This window comes from Psychrobium sp. nBUS_13 (assembly GCF_051201665.1).
GTDB lineage: Bacteria > Pseudomonadota > Gammaproteobacteria > Enterobacterales > Psychrobiaceae > Psychrobium.
Map to the genome: position 1 here is coordinate 301269 of NZ_CP179210.1, position 18512 is coordinate 319780.

Consider the following 18512-nt stretch of genomic DNA (forward strand, 5'->3'; position numbering starts at 1 on the left):
TATAGGGAGTTTTACGTCGTCATTAAAATTTGTGATAATGATTCTCATTAACTTGCGGAGGTGACAATGGAATTTACGACAAGAGACATTGATGATTGGGTGCAACACACGGCTTATAACTTGAGAGAGTTGTCTGCGAGTAATAATGTCGATCAGATCATTACGCTACCTGATTCGGTCGGTAAGGGTGAAAGTTACATGACGTCGTTTTCGGACGATAATCAGCTCATGCTCACTGATTTTGATGTGTGTGAAGACATGGTGATTGAAGGTGATGCCGCCGCCATGGCGGGGGCCTTTATTGTGTTACAGGGCGAATTGACTCTTACATTTGAAGGTGTAGACGCTATTTCCGTGAGCGCAGGCGGCGCCTGTGTCTTTTTTATCAACAGTGGAACTTGTGTTATGCGCTATCGCAAGGGGCGCATGAAAATGCTTAATTTTTCAATGCCATTGGCGTTAGTCGATTCATTGATCAGGCAATACCAATTTGATAATAATCGTGAAAACCAACTGTTTGTTATGCCAGTAGTGAGTAGCGTTGGTCACATTATTGAACAAATTTACCAATGTCAGCTAACTCAAGTTGCTCGTAGACTCTATACCCAAGCTAAGCTGATGGAAGTGCTGACCTTGCTATGCGATTGGTATCAACAGCATCGCAAAAAAACATCGGTTGTTAAGCCTGCCGATTTAGCGCGTATTATCAAAGCATCGCAACTTATTGAACAGCAGATGGTGTCGCCCCCGTCGTTGATGGCGCTGGCGCGTCAGGTGGGTATTAATGACAATAAACTCAAGCAATATTTTAAGTTGGTCTTTGGCTGTACCGTGTTTGAATATCTTGATGATAAGCGCTTATTACGTGCAGAGTTGTTATTGCGCAGTGGCCACATGAACGTCAAAGAGGTTGCGCTGGACATTGGATTGAAGCATCAGGGGAATTTTTCAGCCAAATTTAAGCAGCGCTATCAACAAAGCCCCAGTGAATATGCCAAATCACATCGGGCATAAAAAAACCAGCTCGACAGCTGGTTTTTTGTGGATAAACGACTTATTGCCTTACAAACCTAGTTTTTTCTCTAGGTAATGAATATTAGTGCCGCCGTTTTGGAAGTTTTCATCTTCCATAATTGTCGCTTGAAGTGCCGTTGAGGTTTTAATGCCTTCAACAATCATTTCGCTTAGTGCATTGCGCATACGAGCGATGGCAATACCACGGTTTTCACCGTAAGTAATTAATTTTCCAATCATTGAATCGTAATGCGGTGGCACTTTATAGCCAGCGTAAATGTGAGAATCCCAACGAATTCCTAAACCACCTGGTGCGTGAAAACGCTTGATTTCACCAGGACTTGGAATGAATGACACAGGATCTTCAGCATTAATACGACATTCGATAGCATGGCCGCGAATTTGTACTTCGTCTTGAGTAATTGATAATGGCTGACCCGCTGCAACACGTAGCTGCTCTTTGATCAAATCAACACCAGTAACCATTTCAGTAACACAGTGCTCAACTTGAATACGGGTGTTCATTTCAATGAAGTAGAACTCACCGTTTTCATATAAGAATTCGAAAGTACCAGCACCACGGTAGTCAATATCAACACAAGCTTTAGCACAACGCTCACCGATGAAACGACGAATTTCTTCAGTAATTCCCGGTGCTGGTGCTTCTTCAACAACTTTTTGGTGACGACGTTGCATTGAACAATCACGCTCACCTAAATGAATCGCATGGCCTTGACCGTCTGCTAATACTTGGATCTCGATATGACGAGGATTCTCTAAGAATTTTTCCATGTAAAGCTGACCGTTATTAAAACAGGCAATGGCTTCTGCACGAGTTAACTTGATCGTTTCAAGTAATTCTTCTTCGGTGCGAACAACACGCATACCACGACCACCGCCGCCGCCAGAAGCCTTAACGATAACAGGGTAACCAATACGCTTAGCAATTTTAATGTTTAACGCATCGTCGTCGCCTAAAACACCGTCACTACCTGGTACGGTAGGTACGCCAGCTTTACGCATTGCTTCGATAGCAGAAACTTTGTCACCCATTAGGCGAATTGTTTCAGCTTTAGGGCCGATGAATGTAAAACCTGATTGCTCGATTTGCTCTGCAAAATCAGCATTTTCAGCAAGAAAGCCATAACCAGGGTGAATTGCAACAGCGCCCGTAATTTCAGCAGCGCTGATAATTGCAGGAATGTTTAAGTAACTTTGCGCTGCTGGAGCAGGGCCGATACATAGTGATTCATCAGCTAATAATACGTGTTTTAAGTCGCGATCAGCCGTTGAATGAATTGCTACGGTTTTAATGCCCATCTCTTTACAAGCGCGCAAAATACGTAAGGCAATTTCACCACGGTTGGCGATAACTACTTTATCTAACATAAGTAAGTGGCCTTTATTCGATGATTACTAGAACCTGATCAAACTCAACTGCAGCGCCATCTTCAACTTCGATTGCAACAACAGTACCCGCTTTATCAGCTTCGATTTGATTCATCATTTTCATGGCTTCAACGATACATAAAGTGTCGCCAACATTTACTTTGCTACCAACTTCAACAAATGGCTTTGCTTCTGGAGAAGAAGCGCGGTAGAAACTACCAACCATTGGAGAAACAACTTGATGACCAGCAACAACAGCAGGTGCTGAAGTAGGAACTGGCGCAGCAGCAGCTACTACCGGAGCAGTAACAGGAGCGGCTACAGGTGCAGCAACGGCAACAGGAGCTGCAACAACTGTTGAAGTGCGGTTGATGCGTACTGACTCTTCACCTTCAGAAATTTCTAATTCGGTAATGCCTGATTCTTCAACTAGTTCGATTAGTTTCTTTATTTTACGAATATCCATAACTGTTCTCTTTTAAATTTTTAAGACGACGCCAGCGATTGCGCTGCCGATTGTAATGCGTATTCATAGCCGCTTGCGCCTAAGCCACAAATTACTCCGACAGCAACGTCTGAAAAGTAAGAGTGATGACGAAACGCTTCACGTTTATGAACGTTAGACAAATGAACTTCAATAAAAGGAATATTTACCGACAAGATAGCATCGCGCAGCGCTACACTAGTGTGTGTAAAAGCCGCAGGATTAATGATAATAAAATCAGCCTTGGTTTGATGTATTGCATCAATTAACTCGAATTCCGCATTAGACTGGATATGTTCGAGTGAAATGCCCATTGTTGAAGCCTGTTTTGTTAGCTTTTCAACAATTTGTGGCAACGTTGCAACGCCATAATGGCCGGGTTCACGTTGGCCTAACATATTTAAGTTAGGACCATTTACCAATAAAATCTGTTTATTTTCGCTCATCTTGCAGTGATCCTCTGAGTAAATCTTTAATCTTGCTTATTTCGTTGTAAAACCAGTTTAGCTAGCTTGAACAATCTAAACAAGTCGCAAAGATTACCTTATCGCGACATAGTATATACAAATCGCCGATTTTGGCAGCATTTTACTGGTCTTATCACCTCTGGGAGGGAAATTTTTAAGTAGGCTAATAATGATGTTTAGGAAAAGTTGCCGTAAATTGAGCGCCAAGCAAGTCTGACTCGCTGATATCAATAACGCCGTTATAGCCTTTTACAATATCCACAACAACGGCCATTCCGATGCCTTGCCCATGTTCTTGTGTATCTAATCGCGCACCGCGCTGAGTAATTTTTTCTCGTTGTGACTCTTCAATACCAACGCCATTGTCTTCAACGATAAAGGTAATTGAATCGGCTGTTTCTGTCACCGTTACGCGAACTTCGCCTGCGCCATACTTATAAGCGTTGTCCATGAGGTTTCCTAACATCTCTAATAAATCACCTTGATCGCCTTGGAAAACGCTCGTTGTAGAGATACGGATGTCACACATCACTGCTTTGGCTTTATATACTTTGTCCAGCGCACTTTTTATTTGTTTGGCTTGTTCTAGAATATTGACCTTTGCAATACTAGTGATTTGTTGACTAACAACGGCCCGTTGCAGCTGATAGCGAACAATTTGGTCCATACGAGTACTTTGTTCTTTAACAATCGTTCGTAATTCATCGGTAGGATCACTTGCGGCATTACTAATGACAGCTAAAGGGGTTTTAAGAGAATGTGCTAAATCACCAAGACGTTGATGGTAGCGTTCTCGTTGTTGACGTTCGCTATCAATAAGTCGATTGAGATTGCCTGTTAGGCGACTAAGCTCTTTTGGATAGTTGCCACTTAAGGACTCGCTACGACCGTCTTCAATATCTTTAAGATGGTGAGCAAGATCGTAAAGGGGTCGAAGGCCGCGGCTGAGTAATATATGTTGTGCCGCTAACAATAATACGGCGAACACACTTAGCCACAACCACAAATTCTCACGATAACTAATGATGGATTGACGATAGCTGTGATTATCTTGCATCACCACAAAAGTATATTGATAGTCTTTGCCCTCACTCTCTTCAATAGTGCCATAGGTCGCAACAAATAACTCAATATCAGAGTGCGTGTTATCAAGATTAAAGCTTTGTTTACCCGGTAAGGCAGGACGCGCTGTGACAGGTGAAATTAACACCGCAGATCTTGAGCGCCATAATTCTCTACCTGCCCGATCTAAAACATAGCCATAAAGGCCTGAACTGGCTTCATTAAACTGAGGATCGGATTGATAATTTGGCATGATTAAATCACGCCCTTGTTGCTCAGCACTCGATATTAAACTAAGAATTTGTAGCTGCATTTTTTCTTTGGCAGCAGTCTTTGCTGCATTAGAAAATGCGGAGTCTAAAATCGCACCAGTAATACTAAAAAAGACCAGCATTAATAAGCTGGCCATTATCAGTATACGGGTGCGTAATGAGTACTTTTTCAATTGAGCATCTTAATAAACGGCTATCGTATTAACCGTTAGCAATCGCTGGATTAATGCGATAACCTCGACCACGAAGGGTTTCAATTGGTGAAATTGTATTCTCCGGATCGATTTTCAAACGAAGGCGACGCACAAACACTTCAATTACATTCGAATCACGATCGTAATCTTGATCGTATATATGCTCAGTTAATACCGTTTTAGAAATTACTTGATGAGGATGGGTTAACAAGTATTCCATCACCTTATATTCATAAGCAGTGAGTTCTACTTCTGTTCCGTCAACGGCGATAGATTGTGCGTTTAAATCTAATGACAGTGGACCGAAGTTCTGAGTAGCACTTGCCATACCCACACTACGGCGCAATAGCGCTTTCACGCGAGCTAACAGCTCATCCATCTCGAATGGTTTAGTTAAGTAGTCGTCTGCGCCAGAATCTAAGCCAATGACTTTTTCTTGCCATTGGTCACGCGCAGTCAAAATGAGAATTGGGAAATTTTTATCGTTTTTACGAAGACGCTTAATGACTTCAATACCGTCTATTTTTGGTAAGCCTAAATCGATAATGGCTAAATCGTAAGGGTATTCAGTGCCCTGATATAGTCCTTCTTCACCATCACTTGCACAATCTACCGCGTAACCTTGTTTGATGAGAATAGCGGCGAGTTGTTCTTGTAAAATTGGTTCGTCTTCAATTACTAAAATGCGCATGATAATCCTTGTAAAGCGATGATTTAATTTATTACGGCTGACGTTCTGAAATTTTGCCGCTCTTTTTATTCACATATACTGTTTTTAAGCGCCCGCTATCTAATAAGATTTTTATCTTAAAAGCTTTGGTTCCACGACTTGAAATAGATTCAACTTTTAATAATTTCTTCGCTTTGTACTTACTTTGTACTAGCTGAGATGCTTTGCGTTCACTGATATCAAAAGCATAGCTTTGACTACTAATAACGAGTAGTAGTGATAAAACAGCGAATTTAAAAGTCTTTAATGTCATGGTTTTCTCAAATGTTAATGTGATATCGATAATTAAATCACGAGACAGAAACTAATCTTAACATGAACTTTCACTATCTTTAATCACAAAAATTTATACCAATTTCAGTTAGTGAGAGAGCAAAGAACTGGTCAATTGATATTAGGCGCTTTAACAAGCTGATATGCAGTTTATGGGGAGTTAAATTAATCGATGCTTAACTATCTATGTGGCTATCATTATTTTTGAAATTAACGTATAGCCATTTAATGAATACTAAAACGCTTGTGTTATGACATGTTAATTTATGTGAGTTTTCATACGTTTTTTCATATGGTTTAGCGCATTTGCTCCCATATATTTATTAACAAGTTTTCGATTCGAATCTAATAAATAATAAGTCGGGTAACCAACAGTGCCTAGCGCTTTTGGTAGCGCAGCGTCCATATACTGGCCTATAAAAGGGATCATTGGATATGAAATGTTCTTGTCTTCAATGTGCTGTTGAAGAATTGGTAATTGTTTGGTGCCCGATAAGCCGACAACAAAGATATTGTTGAGTGCGTGAAGTGCATTGAGTTTAGGTACTGAACGTACACAAGGAGAACAATATTGACTATATAAGTCGATAATTATCCATTCAGAGTTGATTTTAGATAAGTCATAGTTCTTTCCGTCTGTGCCGGTACTCGCCAATGACCACTGCTCATTGATTTTCATTTCTTGTAGTTTGAGAGACGCTAATTGAGTTTTTACATTATGTGAATAACGAGCAACCTTCTCATTTGCAACGCTAAGTTTATCGACATTCTTTTGAGTATGCTTTTTGAATATCTGAATTTTAACGTCTCCAGAAGCAACATCTGATGCTTTGAGCGTGACGATACTCATGCCTTTATCATCGACGAACCCTATAGAGCGATGAGTATGAGTCAACGTGTGAGTGGTATTTTCACTATCGACAATGAGAATTCTAAAATCGTCAGTTGTTGGAAGCGTATTTGACTCGAAAGAATATGGAGTTGAAAAAGAGCCAAGAATAGTATTTCCTTGCCTAAATAATATAACAGGTGGGTAGTCTGTTCTTGCTATTTGAGCGGGGAGCTCGCTTTTTTCTTCATCCCAAAGTAGCCATTCTTTTTCTGACGCTAGTACAGTCGGCGAAAAGGAATAGTACAAAAAGAACATCAAAGAAATCGTAAATAAATGGTAACGCATAGCCTTCCCTAGCATAAATTATTGTTTATTATAGGCTTAAGCTACCTTTTTTCGTAAAGCTATTCAAGTAATCCAATTGAAATAATAAAAGTGCACTAATGTATGTCTGATTTGCTCAGTGAACGATAGCCAATTATTCACGATAAACTTCTATTCAATAGTAAAGCGTGATTGGTTATAAAATTCGAATATGACCATTAATCTATCTCAAAAATACGTAGTTTAGCTAATTAAAGCACTCGCAAAATGCCATATAGAGGATTACCATAAGCGCTAAATTCAATTGCAATAAGTAAAATTACTATGTCATTACCTCCATGCCCACAATGTAACTCTGAATATGCCTACGAAGATCAAGATTTATTGATTTGCCCTGAATGTGCACATGAGTGGAATCCAAATGAAGTGGCTGTTGATCCTGATGCTATCGTGCTTAAGGACGCCGTCGGTAACTTATTGGCAGAAGACGACAAAGTAACTTTAATTAAAGATCTTAAAGTGAAAGGTTCATCACTGGTATTAAAAGTTGGTACAAAAGCCGTGATTAAACGCTTTGTAGATGCTGACCATGATATCGATTGTAAAGTCGATGGCCATGGCAATATGATGCTCAAATCTAAGTTTGTAAGAAAGGCTTAGCTGTACCGAGCTCCTAGCTTAGCAAAATAGATAACGACACTGAGAGCACTTTCAGTATCGTTATCTATCTAATTTCCACTACTGAATAAATCATTGTCTATGTCATTACCACCTTGTTTAAAATGCCAGTCCGAATATGTATACGCCGATCAAGATTTATTGATTTGCCCTGAATGTGCATATGAATGGAACCCGAAAGAGCTTGAAGAAGAGAATACGTTAAACATTAAAGATGCAAACGGTACGCTACTTAGCGAAGGCGACAAAATTACGTTTGTTAAAGACTTAAAGGTAAAGGGTAGTTCACAGGTATTAAAAATCGGTACCAAGGCTGTTATCAAACGGATGGTGGACGGTAAAGATCATCAGCTTGATTGTAAAGTTGACGGTACAGGTGACATGATGGTCACGGCGAAGTTTGTGAAAAAGGCTTAAGTGTCAATTGTTCTGAATAGTAGGAGACACGTAACTTATGAGCCTTATAATCAAACCGTCGAATGACACTCAAGTTGTACTAATAGGGTTGTATTTTTTCGTTTTTCTAATAAGTTGTATGGCGTATTTTGATGCTGTTATCGAAACAGTTAATACAGGCAAGCTATTAATCATACGAGGTATAGGTGTAATAATGGCTATCGCTTGTGTTATTGAACTGGTAAAACTTCGAACGGTTAAGTGGCAAAATCTGATTATTAATGATCAGTTGCTTAGATGGGGAACGAAAGCAATATCTTATCAAATTCACTGGGAGACAATACAATCTGTCACTGTGGTTGGCGAAAATCAAACGATTCTTAAATGTGAGTTTGTGCTGTCAAATAGTAAACAAGCATTTGGATATCCAATATTGTCATCAGCAAACTATGATTTAGAAGCCAATAACTTTTTAAGTTTATTGGCAGAGAAAGCTAAAGAGCATCAATTCACAGTTTCAGAGATTGAATAGTTATATTAAAAACTCTAGCGCCTTCTTAATAGCCTCAATCAATTTATCCACTTCTTCTAACGTATTATACGGTGCAATAGAAATTCGAATAGTGCCGTCAATGTTGAGATACTCCATCAGCGGCATGGCGCAGTGATGGCCTGAGCGTACGGCAATGTTGTGTTGGTTCAGCAAAGTAGCAATATCTGATGGGTGTTCATCGTCAACGATAAAGCTAATGACCGACAATTTGTCGCTGACGTTGCCGATAATGGTAGTTTCATCAATCTTTTTAAGTTCTTGAGCAAGATAATTGGTGAGCTGGTTTTCGTATTGATGAGCAGCGTCACTATCTTGTGCTTTTATAAAATCGACTGCGGCGCTTAGACCTAGTACGCCACTAATATTAGGTGTACCGGGTTCAAATTTAAAAGGCAGCTGATTGAATGTGGTACCGTTAAAGCTAACTTTTTTAATCATTTCGCCACCACATTGCCACACCGGCATGGCTTCTAAAATTACTTCTTTGCCATAAAGAATCCCAATGCCCGTTGGGCCGTACATTTTGTGGCCTGAGAAGACGAAAAAGTCACAATCGAGTTTATCCACGTCAATGGGTAAATGCGCCACGGTTTGCGCGCCATCAATAACACTTACCGCACCAACTTCTTTTGCTAGCTTAATTAAATGACCAATTGGATTGATGACGCCAGTGACATTTGATGCATGGGCAACGGCAACAATCGCGGTGTTTTCGTCAATCAATTCATTAGCGGTCAGTAGATCAAATTCATGAGTGCTGGTGAGGGGAATAACGCGCAACTGTGCGCCTGTCTCCAAGCACAATTGTTGCCACGGCACGATATTGGCGTGGTGTTCACTGACACTCACCACAATGTTGTGATGGGCCTTGATATTAGCGCGGCCATAACTCTGTGCAATTAAGTTAATGGCTTCTGTGGTGCCTTTGGTAAAGATGATTTCTTTACTATTGTGGCAGCCAATAAACTTGCCAATATTAGTTCTAGCTAGTTCAAACTTGGCGGTAGCAACTGCACTTAATTTGTGGGCAGCGCGGTGAACATTAGCGTTTTGACTAGTGTAATATTCATTAATAACATCAATCACCATCTGTGGTTTCTGGCTAGTGGCAGCACTATCGAAATAGCATTGATCGCTTTCCATGATGAGTGGAAATTGTTGGCGGAATTGTTGGTTATTGAATGTCATAGTTTTTATATAATTAAAAATCAATTAAAGAGATATACAGGCTTAAAAACGCCGAAAAATCCCGCCATTTATCGCCTTAAATCAGAAATTGACCAATGCAAAAATCAGGGACGATTTTTGAGTATTTGCCGCATGGATGCGGATCAAATACGATATTGAATAGGCAATTTATTATTTAAGATCAAGCGAAAAATCACGGGTCGCCTTTCTTTTGGTTACTTTTCTTTGGCGAAGCAAAGAAAAGTAACTGGTGCGCATGTGTATTAGTTGAATAAAACGTTAATACTAAAAGCGCATCATAATTTGCACACGTTGTAATTCATTCTCTACAATAATGGCTTCAAAAAACGCGCTGTATGCGATGTCGGATGCTCCGCTACTTCTTCTGGTGTTCCAAAGCACAGAATTTCACCACCGCCAGCACCGCCTTCTGGGCCTAGGTCTACTATCCAATCGGCTGTTTTCACCACGTCGAGGTTATGTTCGATAACCACTATTGTGTTGCCGTGATCGCGCAGGCGATGTAATACATCTAGCAGCATTTGAATATCTTTAAAGTGAAGACCTGTTGTTGGTTCATCAAGGATATAAAGTGTTTGGCCTGTATCGCGTTTCGATAACTCTTTGGCTAATTTCACACGCTGTGCTTCACCACCAGATAGCGTTGTCGCTGACTGACCCAGTGTAATGTAAGATAGGCCAACATCCATGAGTGTTTGCAATTTACGGGCAATGGCAGGCACGGGTTTGAAGAATTCGTTGGCGTCTTCCACCGTCATGTCTAACACTTGGTGGATATTTTTTCCTTTGTACAACACTTCAAGCGTTTCGCGGTTATAGCGTTTTGAATGACATACATCACAAGGCACGTAAACGTCTGGCAAGAAGTGCATTTCAACTTTAGTTACACCGTCACCCTGACACGCTTCACAGCGGCCGCCTTTAACATTAAAGCTAAAGCGTCCCGGCTTATAACCACGTGAGCGTGATTCTTGTGTCGCCGCAAACAACTCACGAATTGGCGTGAAAATACCCGTGTAAGTCGCAGGGTTTGAGCGGGGGGTACGGCCGATTGGGCTTTGATCTATATCGACTACTTTATCGCATAGCTCAAGACCTTCAATGCGGTCATGTTCTGCTGGCTCGTCATTAACGGCTTTGTTAAGCGCGATGTGAGCTAGTGGGTAAAACGTGTTGTTGATTAGCGTTGATTTACCAGAGCCTGAGACACCAGTGACACAGGTTAAAAGGCCACAAGGAATAGCTAAATCGACATTCTTTAAATTGTTGCCGCGAGCGCCAAAGAGTTTTATCCAGTCTTTACCTGCTTTAGTGCGCTCTTTGCGATATTCAATTTGTTTGGCACCAGAAAGATACTGACCCGTTATTGACTCTTTATTGTCGATAATTTGTTGGTAACTACCTTCTGCGATAACTTGACCGCCGTGAATACCTGCGCCTGGGCCAATATCGATAATGTAATCAGCAGCGCGAATAGCATCTTCATCGTGTTCAACCACGATAACGGTATTACCTAGATCGCGAAGATGATTAAGTGTGACTAATAAGCGCTCATTGTCACGTTGATGTAAACCAATTGATGGTTCATCAAGTACGTACATTACGCCAACAAGACCTGCACCAATTTGACTGGCTAAACGAATTCGCTGTGCCTCACCACCAGATAGGGTATCTGCTGAACGAGAAAGGCTAAGGTAATTCAAACCAACATTGACTAAAAAGCCAAGACGATCGCGGATCTCTTTTAAGATCTTCTCGGCGATTTGCGCTTTTTGACCGCTAAATTCGAGATTATCGAAGAACTCCATACACTCACCAATCGAATATTCAGTGACTGTCGGTAAATTCGTTGTACCAATGAATACATGGCGTGCTTCTTCCCGAAGACGGCTGCCATTACAAGCTGGGCATGATTGTTGGTTAAGGTATTTGGTTAACTCTTCACGCACGGCATTAGATTCTGTCTCGCGGTAACGGCGATCCATGTTGTTAATGATGCCTTCAAACGGATGATTTCGTACAACAACATCTCCGCGGTCGTTCATGTATTTGAATTCTAACGACTGTTTACCACTGCCAAAGAAAATACGTTTAACATGTTCTTTGCTTAGGCTTGAAAATGGCGCTTCTAAATCAAAACCGTAATGCTCACTCAATGAGGTTAACATTTGGAAGTAATAGAAATTACGGCGATCCCAACCACGGATTGCACCGCCAGCAAGGCTAATTTCATCACTGACAATAATACGTGCAGGATCAAAAAACTGTTTTACCCCTAAACCATCACAACTACCACAAGCGCCTGCTGGGTTATTGAATGAGAATAAACGTGGCTCGAGCTCTGCCATTGAATAACCACATTGGCTACAAGCAAAGTTAGCTGAGAATAATAATGGCTCAATGTCGCTGTCATCATCCATTGGGACGATATTGGCGACACCACCAGAAAGATCCAACGCTGTTTCAAATGATTCTGCAAGGCGTTGCTGCAAATCATCACGCACTTTAAAGCGGTCAACAACCACTTCAATATCATGCTTTTTGTGTAGATCTAGCGTCGGTGGATCAGATAAGTCACACACTTCACCATCAATACGAGCGCGTATAAAACCTTGTGCGGCAAGATTGTCGAGTAATTTGGCGTGTTCGCCTTTACGTTGTTGTACCACGGGGGCAAGCAACATCAATTTGCTGCCTTCATCCATGGCTAAAACTTTATCAACCATTTGGCTAATGGTTTGTGCGGCAAGTGGTAAATCATGCGTTGGACAACGAGGCTCGCCAACACGAGCAAAGAGTAAACGTAGGTAATCATGAATTTCGGTAATGGTACCTACGGTAGAGCGTGGGTTATGCGACGTTGATTTTTGCTCAATAGAAATCGCAGGGCTCAAGCCTTCAATGGAATCAACATCTGGTTTTTCCATCAGTGACAAGAATTGGCGAGCGTAAGCTGATAACGATTCAACGTAACGGCGCTGACCTTCGGCGTATAGCGTATCAAATGCAAGTGACGATTTTCCTGAGCCAGATAGGCCAGTGATCACAATTAGTTTGTCCCGTGGGATAGTTATATCAACGTTTTTTAAATTGTGGGTGCGGGCACCGCGTACTTCAATTTGATCCATGAAACTCTTTTCTCTACTGATTACCGAACACGCGATTATCGCATATAACACGGTATAAAAACTATGCTGACTTCGGCAAAATTTAAATTGTGTAAAAATTAAACTTGTGCAAATTTCGATCTAGTTGTACCATTGGTTCATGGGGTACATTGGTTGACGTGTCAATTAATGCCCACAACCAAGGAGAGAGATTTGGAAATTATCATTAATGTTGACGATGACTCGCCGTTGTTTAGTCAGCTTGTGAACCAAATTAAACAGGCAATTGTAAGCGGACATATTGCAGAGGGTGATCCATTACCTTCGATTCGTCAGCTTGCCAATGATTTGGCTATTAACAACAAAACTGTTGCGAAAGCTTATCGATTACTTGAACGCGACAGTGTGATTGAAACAAAAGGGTATCGAGGCACGTTTGTGCATCCCGATGCTCGTAAAAATAGTGATGTAGATATTAATGAATCGGTGACAGAAATTTTGCAACAAGCATTAACGTCATTGAAAGAAATCGGTGCAACTGACTCAGAAATAAGAATTGAGTTTGCTCGTTTAATGAATAAATAAGGAATGTGTTATGTCAGATAGTATATTGTTATATATAGTTTTTGTGAGTCAAATATTTGTAATTTCATATTTGTTACCCACTAAATTACATCAGCGAGCAAGAGAAATCATGGCGCGCTATCCTGCACCAGAATATGGAAAGTTGTATCCCATTAGCGCAGAAGAAATCGAACAGAAGATTTGTCGTTTAGTGCTCATGAGTAAAGTTGTCATGGGGGTTGGTGTTGGCATTATCGTGCACGGTTTATATTATCAAAGTCAACAAATGCTTGGTTGGGATAGCCAGTCGGTCATTATGATTTTCTATATGCTGCAAATTACGCCGTTAGTTTTATTAGCCGTGTTTAGTGAGCGCTATTTCAAGAAAATGCGCCAACTGAATGATTCGACGATTCGTAAAGCTCAGCTGATGCCGCGTCGTGTAGAAAACTACGCACCGAAATCACTGCTGACTCTAGCTGCTATGGTGTATGTTGCTTTTGTCGGCTTGGTTATTTATATCACTCAGAACCCATTTGATGGCTTTGCTGGATACGTCAATATCGTTGGCGTAACAGGGCTGAATATATTCTTTGGATTTTTCGCCTATAAAGCGATTTACGGTAAGAAAAAAGATCCCCATCAAGGTGAAGATGTCCGCTTTAAACAGTCGAGTAGAATAGTAAAGTTGATGCTGTTTGGCAGCATTGCTGCAACCGTTAATATTTCAATGCACTTCTTATTGTCTACGTTGGATCTGCGTCACTTAAATGATGTTGTCTCTAGTCTTTATTTCCAGATCTTGATGTTAGTAGTGATTTTCGCCGTGTTAAAAGAAGATACTAATTTTGATGTGTATAAAGATCATCCCCAAGAAGAAGGAGTAAACTAATGTTTGTCTTTTTATTACCTAGCATTGTTTTAGTGGCAGGATGTGCAATCGCGTGCTTAGTATTTAGCCCAATTCGTTAGCTCAAAGTCATCAGCCCAGAGCGATTATTATAGAGAGTGCACAGTCACTCTCTTTTACTTTTCTATTTTTATTGATATCCCATACAGTTGGCATAGAACGTTGTTGTCGCTGGCCAGTCTGAAAATACGCCAATGACACCGACATATTTTGCTAAAACATCTAATACTTCATATATATCGCCATCGTTGTTGATGTGTGAGGCAATACTTTGATAATACCAACCGCCACCTTTACTAAGTTTACCTGAGCGCTCAAGGCTCCATGCAATGATCTTAAGGCCTGCTTTTTTCGCGGCTTTTGCATAAGCAGAAGGCACCAATTGGTCATTTTCAATACTCAATAATGCCCAAATAGGCGGCGCGATTATATTTACGCCGCGTGACTTTAATTGAGACATGGTTGGTGAAAGTAACTGCGGTTCATTCACTAATTGCTGGGGTGTTACTTGATTCTCCAATGACGACGGCGCTGATTCTGCACGATCTTCTAGGTAGACCGCTTGAGCAGCAAACGCTGGCTCATTGCTAATTAGGTAATCAATATCAGCTAAATCAAATGATTGAATAAATACATCGCTTGCAGGAACTTGCGCTGTTTTATATTCGTCGACTAGTTGTTGCATTAATTGCTGCTGACTTAGCCCTTGATAAGGCATTGCTACATTAGGTTGTTTAAGTTCTGGGGTCATTTTTACCCCTAATGATTTGAATAAATGAATGCTTTGTTGATGAGTTAACAGTGGTTTAGTTTGGCTGTATAAGTCGCTTCGAAATGATGGTGTACCAGCTACATATTCGTTAATAGTATTTGCAGCGGTATTGGCACCATCCATTTTGGCACTCAGTGTTTTAAATTGGGATAACGTGATATCGCTGGTGCAACATTTCGCGCTAGCTTTTCCATTATGGGAATCTTGAGCGCTAATAAATGGTTCGGTGCACTGCTTAGCTAGCGGCGTTTGCAAGATATTAGTTGTCGTATGTAAGTCACATTGGGAGTGACGACAAACCAACTGTTTGTCTTTGGTGAACGTAACATCACATTCGATAATACCAGCGCCCATATCTGCTGCCGCTTGATAAGAAGCTTGTGTATGCTCAGGAAAAAATAGCGGTGCCCCTCGATGGCCAATTGAAAAATGAGTGACATTAGATTGCTGATTTTTACATTGCTGTAGAGCTTTTTTTAGTGGGCCTTCATTCATGTCGTTGACTAAATAGAGCGGTCTAACACCAATTTTAACCTTGGCAGCCGTAGTGACATCTGAATGTATTTTTTGGCAGCCAACGCTTAATAGCGTTATGAGTAACAGCAAATTTTTTTTCATCGTTCGGTTGTTTAGCCATTGATATAAGGAGTGTAACTCTACTTAAACTTCATGACCGAATTAAGTCAATCTAATGACAAAAAGTTCTGATGTTTAAAATTTAAGTCATTGATTAAATTTTTATTAAAAATGCAAAAAAGTCGTCATCTAATGGTAAGAAATTTGTCGATGGTCTGTCACAAAGTCTCCCTAGGATACCTGCCATCTCAATAGCTCGTTCAATCTATTATTATAAAACTTAGGAAATGACTTACATGAAACATCTACATTTGGGTACCAAAAGTGCCATTGCGCTTGCAGTAATTGGTTTGTTTTCTCAATCTACACTGGCTGCGACTAAAGCAGAAGCGAAAGCGCCATTAGCTAAGGCTATCGCGAAAGAAGATGTGGAAAAGATAGCTGTAGTTGGTCGCAGTATTTCTTATGCAAACAACGATACATCAGACGAAATGAAAAAGCAGCAATCTGGCATGACGACTCCGCTGGCAACTATCGGTAGCTTGCCGGGCGTACTTGTTAATGAAGGAGACACTTTTGGCTCAGATGATTGGTCAACGTCGATTTCTGTTCGTGGCTTTCAGGTAAACCTAGGCGAACAACAGATTGGTATTACCGTAGATGGTTTTGCTAATGGTAATTCGAATTACGGCGGCGGCGCGAAAGCAAATCGCTATATCGATAGTGAAAACTTAGGTCGTGTCGAAGTATCACAAGGTACTGCTGATATCGCATCACGATCAAATGAAGCACTGGGCGGAACATTAAACTTTACGACTATTGATCCTGGTGAAGAAGAGGCGATGGTTGTTAGCACGACGCTTGGTGAGTTCAACGCGCAAAAATTCTTCGTGCGTTATGAAACGGGTGAATTTGCACCTGATACCTATGCGTGGATTTCGGCGTCTAATAGCTCAAATACAGATTGGATGACCCAAAGTGCGCAAAACACTCGCGATCATTACGCTGCAAAAATAAAAAGCATGGCCATTGATGATGTAACATTAACGGCTTATATCTCTTACGATGATACGCATGAAGATAACTATCAGCGTATCTATTCGGTAGAGCAGTTTAAACAAAACCCAATCTGGGACCAACTCACTGATGAATGGAGCGGCGTACCGTATCAAGATCAAGCTTATCGTCGCGGCTGGTCTACATTGCGTACGAATATCTTTGCGTACCTTCAAGCTGATGTTGAATTTAATGACGAGATATCAGGTTCATTCAATATTTATCATCATAATAATGCTGGCCGTGGAGATTGGGTCCCGCCTTACTTAGTTGATGTTAAAGACGATGGTGCTGGCAATCCACATTCAGAATTAGTATCAGGCAATACCGTTTATGGTGGCAGTAGTAATGGCAAACTTTATTTTGTAGACAGTAATGGTGAGTCAGTTTCACCCATTGCTGGTTGTGAAAGTGCGATAGGATTCCCATATGGAGGCGCTGGCGCGGAATATGATCCTGGTTGTCATGAACAAGGCGCCCGACCTGTCGGCTCTTATCGTCATACTCACTACGATAAAACACGTACCGGAATTAATGGTGATATTGAATGGAATACTCAATTTGATGGACTGGAAAACACGTTACGCGCTGGTTTTTGGTTTGAAGATTTCCAGCGTGATGAACATCGCGATTGGCACAAGATTATCGATTCAGCAACAAGCTATCGTTTTGACCACGTACCATATTGGGTTCAGTATGAACGTGAATTCCCAGTTGATACCTTAATGATGTATATCGAAGACACATTAAACTTTGAAGTAGCGACAGTGCGTTTGGGTGCTAAGCAGTTTGATGTAACTGTTAAGAAAAACGATCAATTTGATAATAGTAAAAGTTTAAGCACATCTTCAGATTCAGATGTATTACTGTCAGCAGGCATTGTTGTTCCATTTCCAGATCAAAATCTAGAGCTCTTTGCCGGTTACGCTGAAAACTTTGCTGCAATTAAAGACGCTGTTTTAGAGCGTGATGATGCCGATATTTCAATTGTAACACCTGAAACCGCAGATAATATTGATTTAGGCTTGCGCTATTTGGGCGACAATTTACAAGCCAGTATCACATATTACAGCATCAAATTTGATAACCGTATACGCTTTGTAAGTAATGAATCATCTAGCGGTATTGATTTTCTAGAGTCTTCTGCTGGTGGTTACTTGAATGAAGGTGGCATTGAGTCTAAGGGGATTGAAGCGTCAGCAACTTATCAAATGAGTGAGCACTGGAGTGTTTATCTTTCTTACACAAATAATGATTCTACGTACACCGATGAAGATAATGCAGTCAATGGTAATACCGTCGCGGGTTCTGCAGAAGATATGTTTGTCGTTAGCCTTGATTGGCAAAAAGATAACTTCTTCGCTGGACTTAGTACTAAACAGGTTGGCGACCGCTGGATGAATCGCGATAATTCGCAACGTGTTGAGAGTTACGTGGTATCGGATTTATATGTTGGTACACAAATTACTGACTTAGGAAACGGCATTGAGTCAATAGATTTACGTCTAACAGCGAATAATTTATTTGATGAAAGCTATTTAGGGACTATTGCAGAGAATGCAGCATGGATTGGCGCACCGCGCACTATTGCGCTAAATGCGTCAATTCGTTTCTAGAAAATTAGTTAACATGATTGCCCTATAAACTTCT

17 protein-coding genes are annotated in these 18512 nt (G+C 40.8%); 7 read left to right on the forward strand and 10 right to left on the reverse strand.

Going from position 1 to position 18512, the window contains the following annotated elements:
* Window positions 1-66: 66 nt before the first annotated feature.
* Window positions 67-1014 (forward strand): helix-turn-helix domain-containing protein, encoded by a 948-nt coding sequence (locus ACMAZF_RS01440; protein WP_435275726.1) that lies wholly within the window; start codon window positions 67-69, stop codon window positions 1012-1014.
* Between the two features lie 48 nt (window positions 1015-1062).
* Here the strand turns inward: ACMAZF_RS01440 and accC are convergent, their stop codons facing one another.
* The 7 genes from accC to ACMAZF_RS01475 all read right to left on the reverse strand — a co-directional run bounded on the left by accC (window position 1063) and on the right by ACMAZF_RS01475 (window position 7062).
* Window positions 1063-2403 carry an acetyl-CoA carboxylase biotin carboxylase subunit gene (accC, locus tag ACMAZF_RS01445; RefSeq protein WP_435275727.1) on the reverse strand — a complete coding sequence of 447 codons (1341 nt, stop codon included), beginning with the start codon at window positions 2401-2403 and terminating at the stop codon, window positions 1063-1065.
* Between the two features lie 13 nt (window positions 2404-2416).
* Window positions 2417-2869, reverse strand: coding sequence for an acetyl-CoA carboxylase biotin carboxyl carrier protein (gene accB / locus ACMAZF_RS01450; RefSeq protein WP_435275728.1), 453 nt, complete (start codon window positions 2867-2869; stop codon window positions 2417-2419).
* Between the two features lie 20 nt (window positions 2870-2889).
* Window positions 2890-3333 carry a type II 3-dehydroquinate dehydratase gene (gene aroQ, locus ACMAZF_RS01455; RefSeq protein WP_435275729.1) on the reverse strand — a complete coding sequence of 148 codons (444 nt, stop codon included), beginning with the start codon at window positions 3331-3333 and terminating at the stop codon, window positions 2890-2892.
* Between the two features lie 184 nt (window positions 3334-3517).
* Window positions 3518-4810: an ATP-binding protein gene (locus ACMAZF_RS01460; RefSeq protein ID WP_435275730.1), complete on the reverse strand. Its 1293-nt coding sequence runs from the start codon at window positions 4808-4810 to the stop codon at window positions 3518-3520.
* 79 nt (window positions 4811-4889) lie between these two features.
* Window positions 4890-5573: a response regulator transcription factor gene (locus ACMAZF_RS01465; protein ID WP_435275731.1), complete on the reverse strand. Its 684-nt coding sequence runs from the start codon at window positions 5571-5573 to the stop codon at window positions 4890-4892.
* A 31-nt stretch (window positions 5574-5604) separates the two neighbouring features.
* Entirely contained in the window at window positions 5605-5865 is a 261-nt protein-coding gene (locus tag ACMAZF_RS01470; protein WP_435275732.1) for a PepSY domain-containing protein, read from the reverse strand.
* Window positions 5866-6144: 279 nt separating this feature from the next.
* Window positions 6145-7062, reverse strand: coding sequence for a TlpA family protein disulfide reductase (locus ACMAZF_RS01475; protein WP_435275733.1), 918 nt, complete (start codon window positions 7060-7062; stop codon window positions 6145-6147).
* A 303-nt stretch (window positions 7063-7365) separates the two neighbouring features.
* On the opposite strand from ACMAZF_RS01475, the gene ACMAZF_RS01480 reads away from it, so the two are divergent.
* From ACMAZF_RS01480 to ACMAZF_RS01490, 3 genes are all read left to right on the forward strand, one after another.
* Entirely contained in the window at window positions 7366-7701 is a 336-nt protein-coding gene (locus tag ACMAZF_RS01480; protein ID WP_435275734.1) for a zinc ribbon domain-containing protein YjdM, read from the forward strand.
* A gap of 99 nt (window positions 7702-7800) precedes the next feature.
* Window positions 7801-8136 carry a zinc ribbon domain-containing protein YjdM gene (locus tag ACMAZF_RS01485; RefSeq protein ID WP_435275735.1) on the forward strand — a complete coding sequence of 112 codons (336 nt, stop codon included), beginning with the start codon at window positions 7801-7803 and terminating at the stop codon, window positions 8134-8136.
* Between the two features lie 118 nt (window positions 8137-8254).
* Window positions 8255-8647: a hypothetical protein gene (locus tag ACMAZF_RS01490; RefSeq protein WP_435275736.1), complete on the forward strand. Its 393-nt coding sequence runs from the start codon at window positions 8255-8257 to the stop codon at window positions 8645-8647.
* Here the strand turns inward: ACMAZF_RS01490 and ACMAZF_RS01495 are convergent, their stop codons facing one another.
* Together ACMAZF_RS01495 and uvrA are read right to left on the reverse strand one after the other, a co-directional pair.
* Entirely contained in the window at window positions 8648-9856 is a 1209-nt protein-coding gene (locus ACMAZF_RS01495; protein WP_435275737.1) for an aminotransferase class V-fold PLP-dependent enzyme, read from the reverse strand.
* Window positions 9857-10182: 326 nt separating this feature from the next.
* A complete protein-coding gene (uvrA, locus tag ACMAZF_RS01500) occupies window positions 10183-13005 on the reverse strand; it encodes an excinuclease ABC subunit UvrA (RefSeq protein ID WP_435275738.1) in 2823 nt (940 codons plus the stop codon).
* 192 nt (window positions 13006-13197) lie between these two features.
* On the opposite strand from uvrA, the gene ACMAZF_RS01505 reads away from it, so the two are divergent.
* Together ACMAZF_RS01505 and ACMAZF_RS01510 are read left to right on the forward strand one after the other, a co-directional pair.
* Window positions 13198-13569: a GntR family transcriptional regulator gene (locus tag ACMAZF_RS01505; protein ID WP_435275739.1), complete on the forward strand. Its 372-nt coding sequence runs from the start codon at window positions 13198-13200 to the stop codon at window positions 13567-13569.
* A gap of 10 nt (window positions 13570-13579) precedes the next feature.
* On the forward strand, window positions 13580-14440 hold the full coding sequence (locus ACMAZF_RS01510) for a hypothetical protein (RefSeq protein ID WP_435275740.1): 861 nt from the start codon (window positions 13580-13582) through the stop codon (window positions 14438-14440).
* Window positions 14441-14588: 148 nt separating this feature from the next.
* Here ACMAZF_RS01510 and ACMAZF_RS01515 read toward each other — a convergent pair whose 3' ends face one another.
* Entirely contained in the window at window positions 14589-15848 is a 1260-nt protein-coding gene (locus ACMAZF_RS01515) for a glycerophosphodiester phosphodiesterase family protein (RefSeq protein WP_435275741.1), read from the reverse strand.
* A 254-nt stretch (window positions 15849-16102) separates the two neighbouring features.
* Between ACMAZF_RS01515 and ACMAZF_RS01520 the strand changes: the two genes are divergently transcribed.
* A complete protein-coding gene (locus tag ACMAZF_RS01520; protein WP_435275742.1) occupies window positions 16103-18478 on the forward strand; it encodes a TonB-dependent receptor in 2376 nt (791 codons plus the stop codon).
* Window positions 18479-18512: the final 34 nt, after the last annotated feature.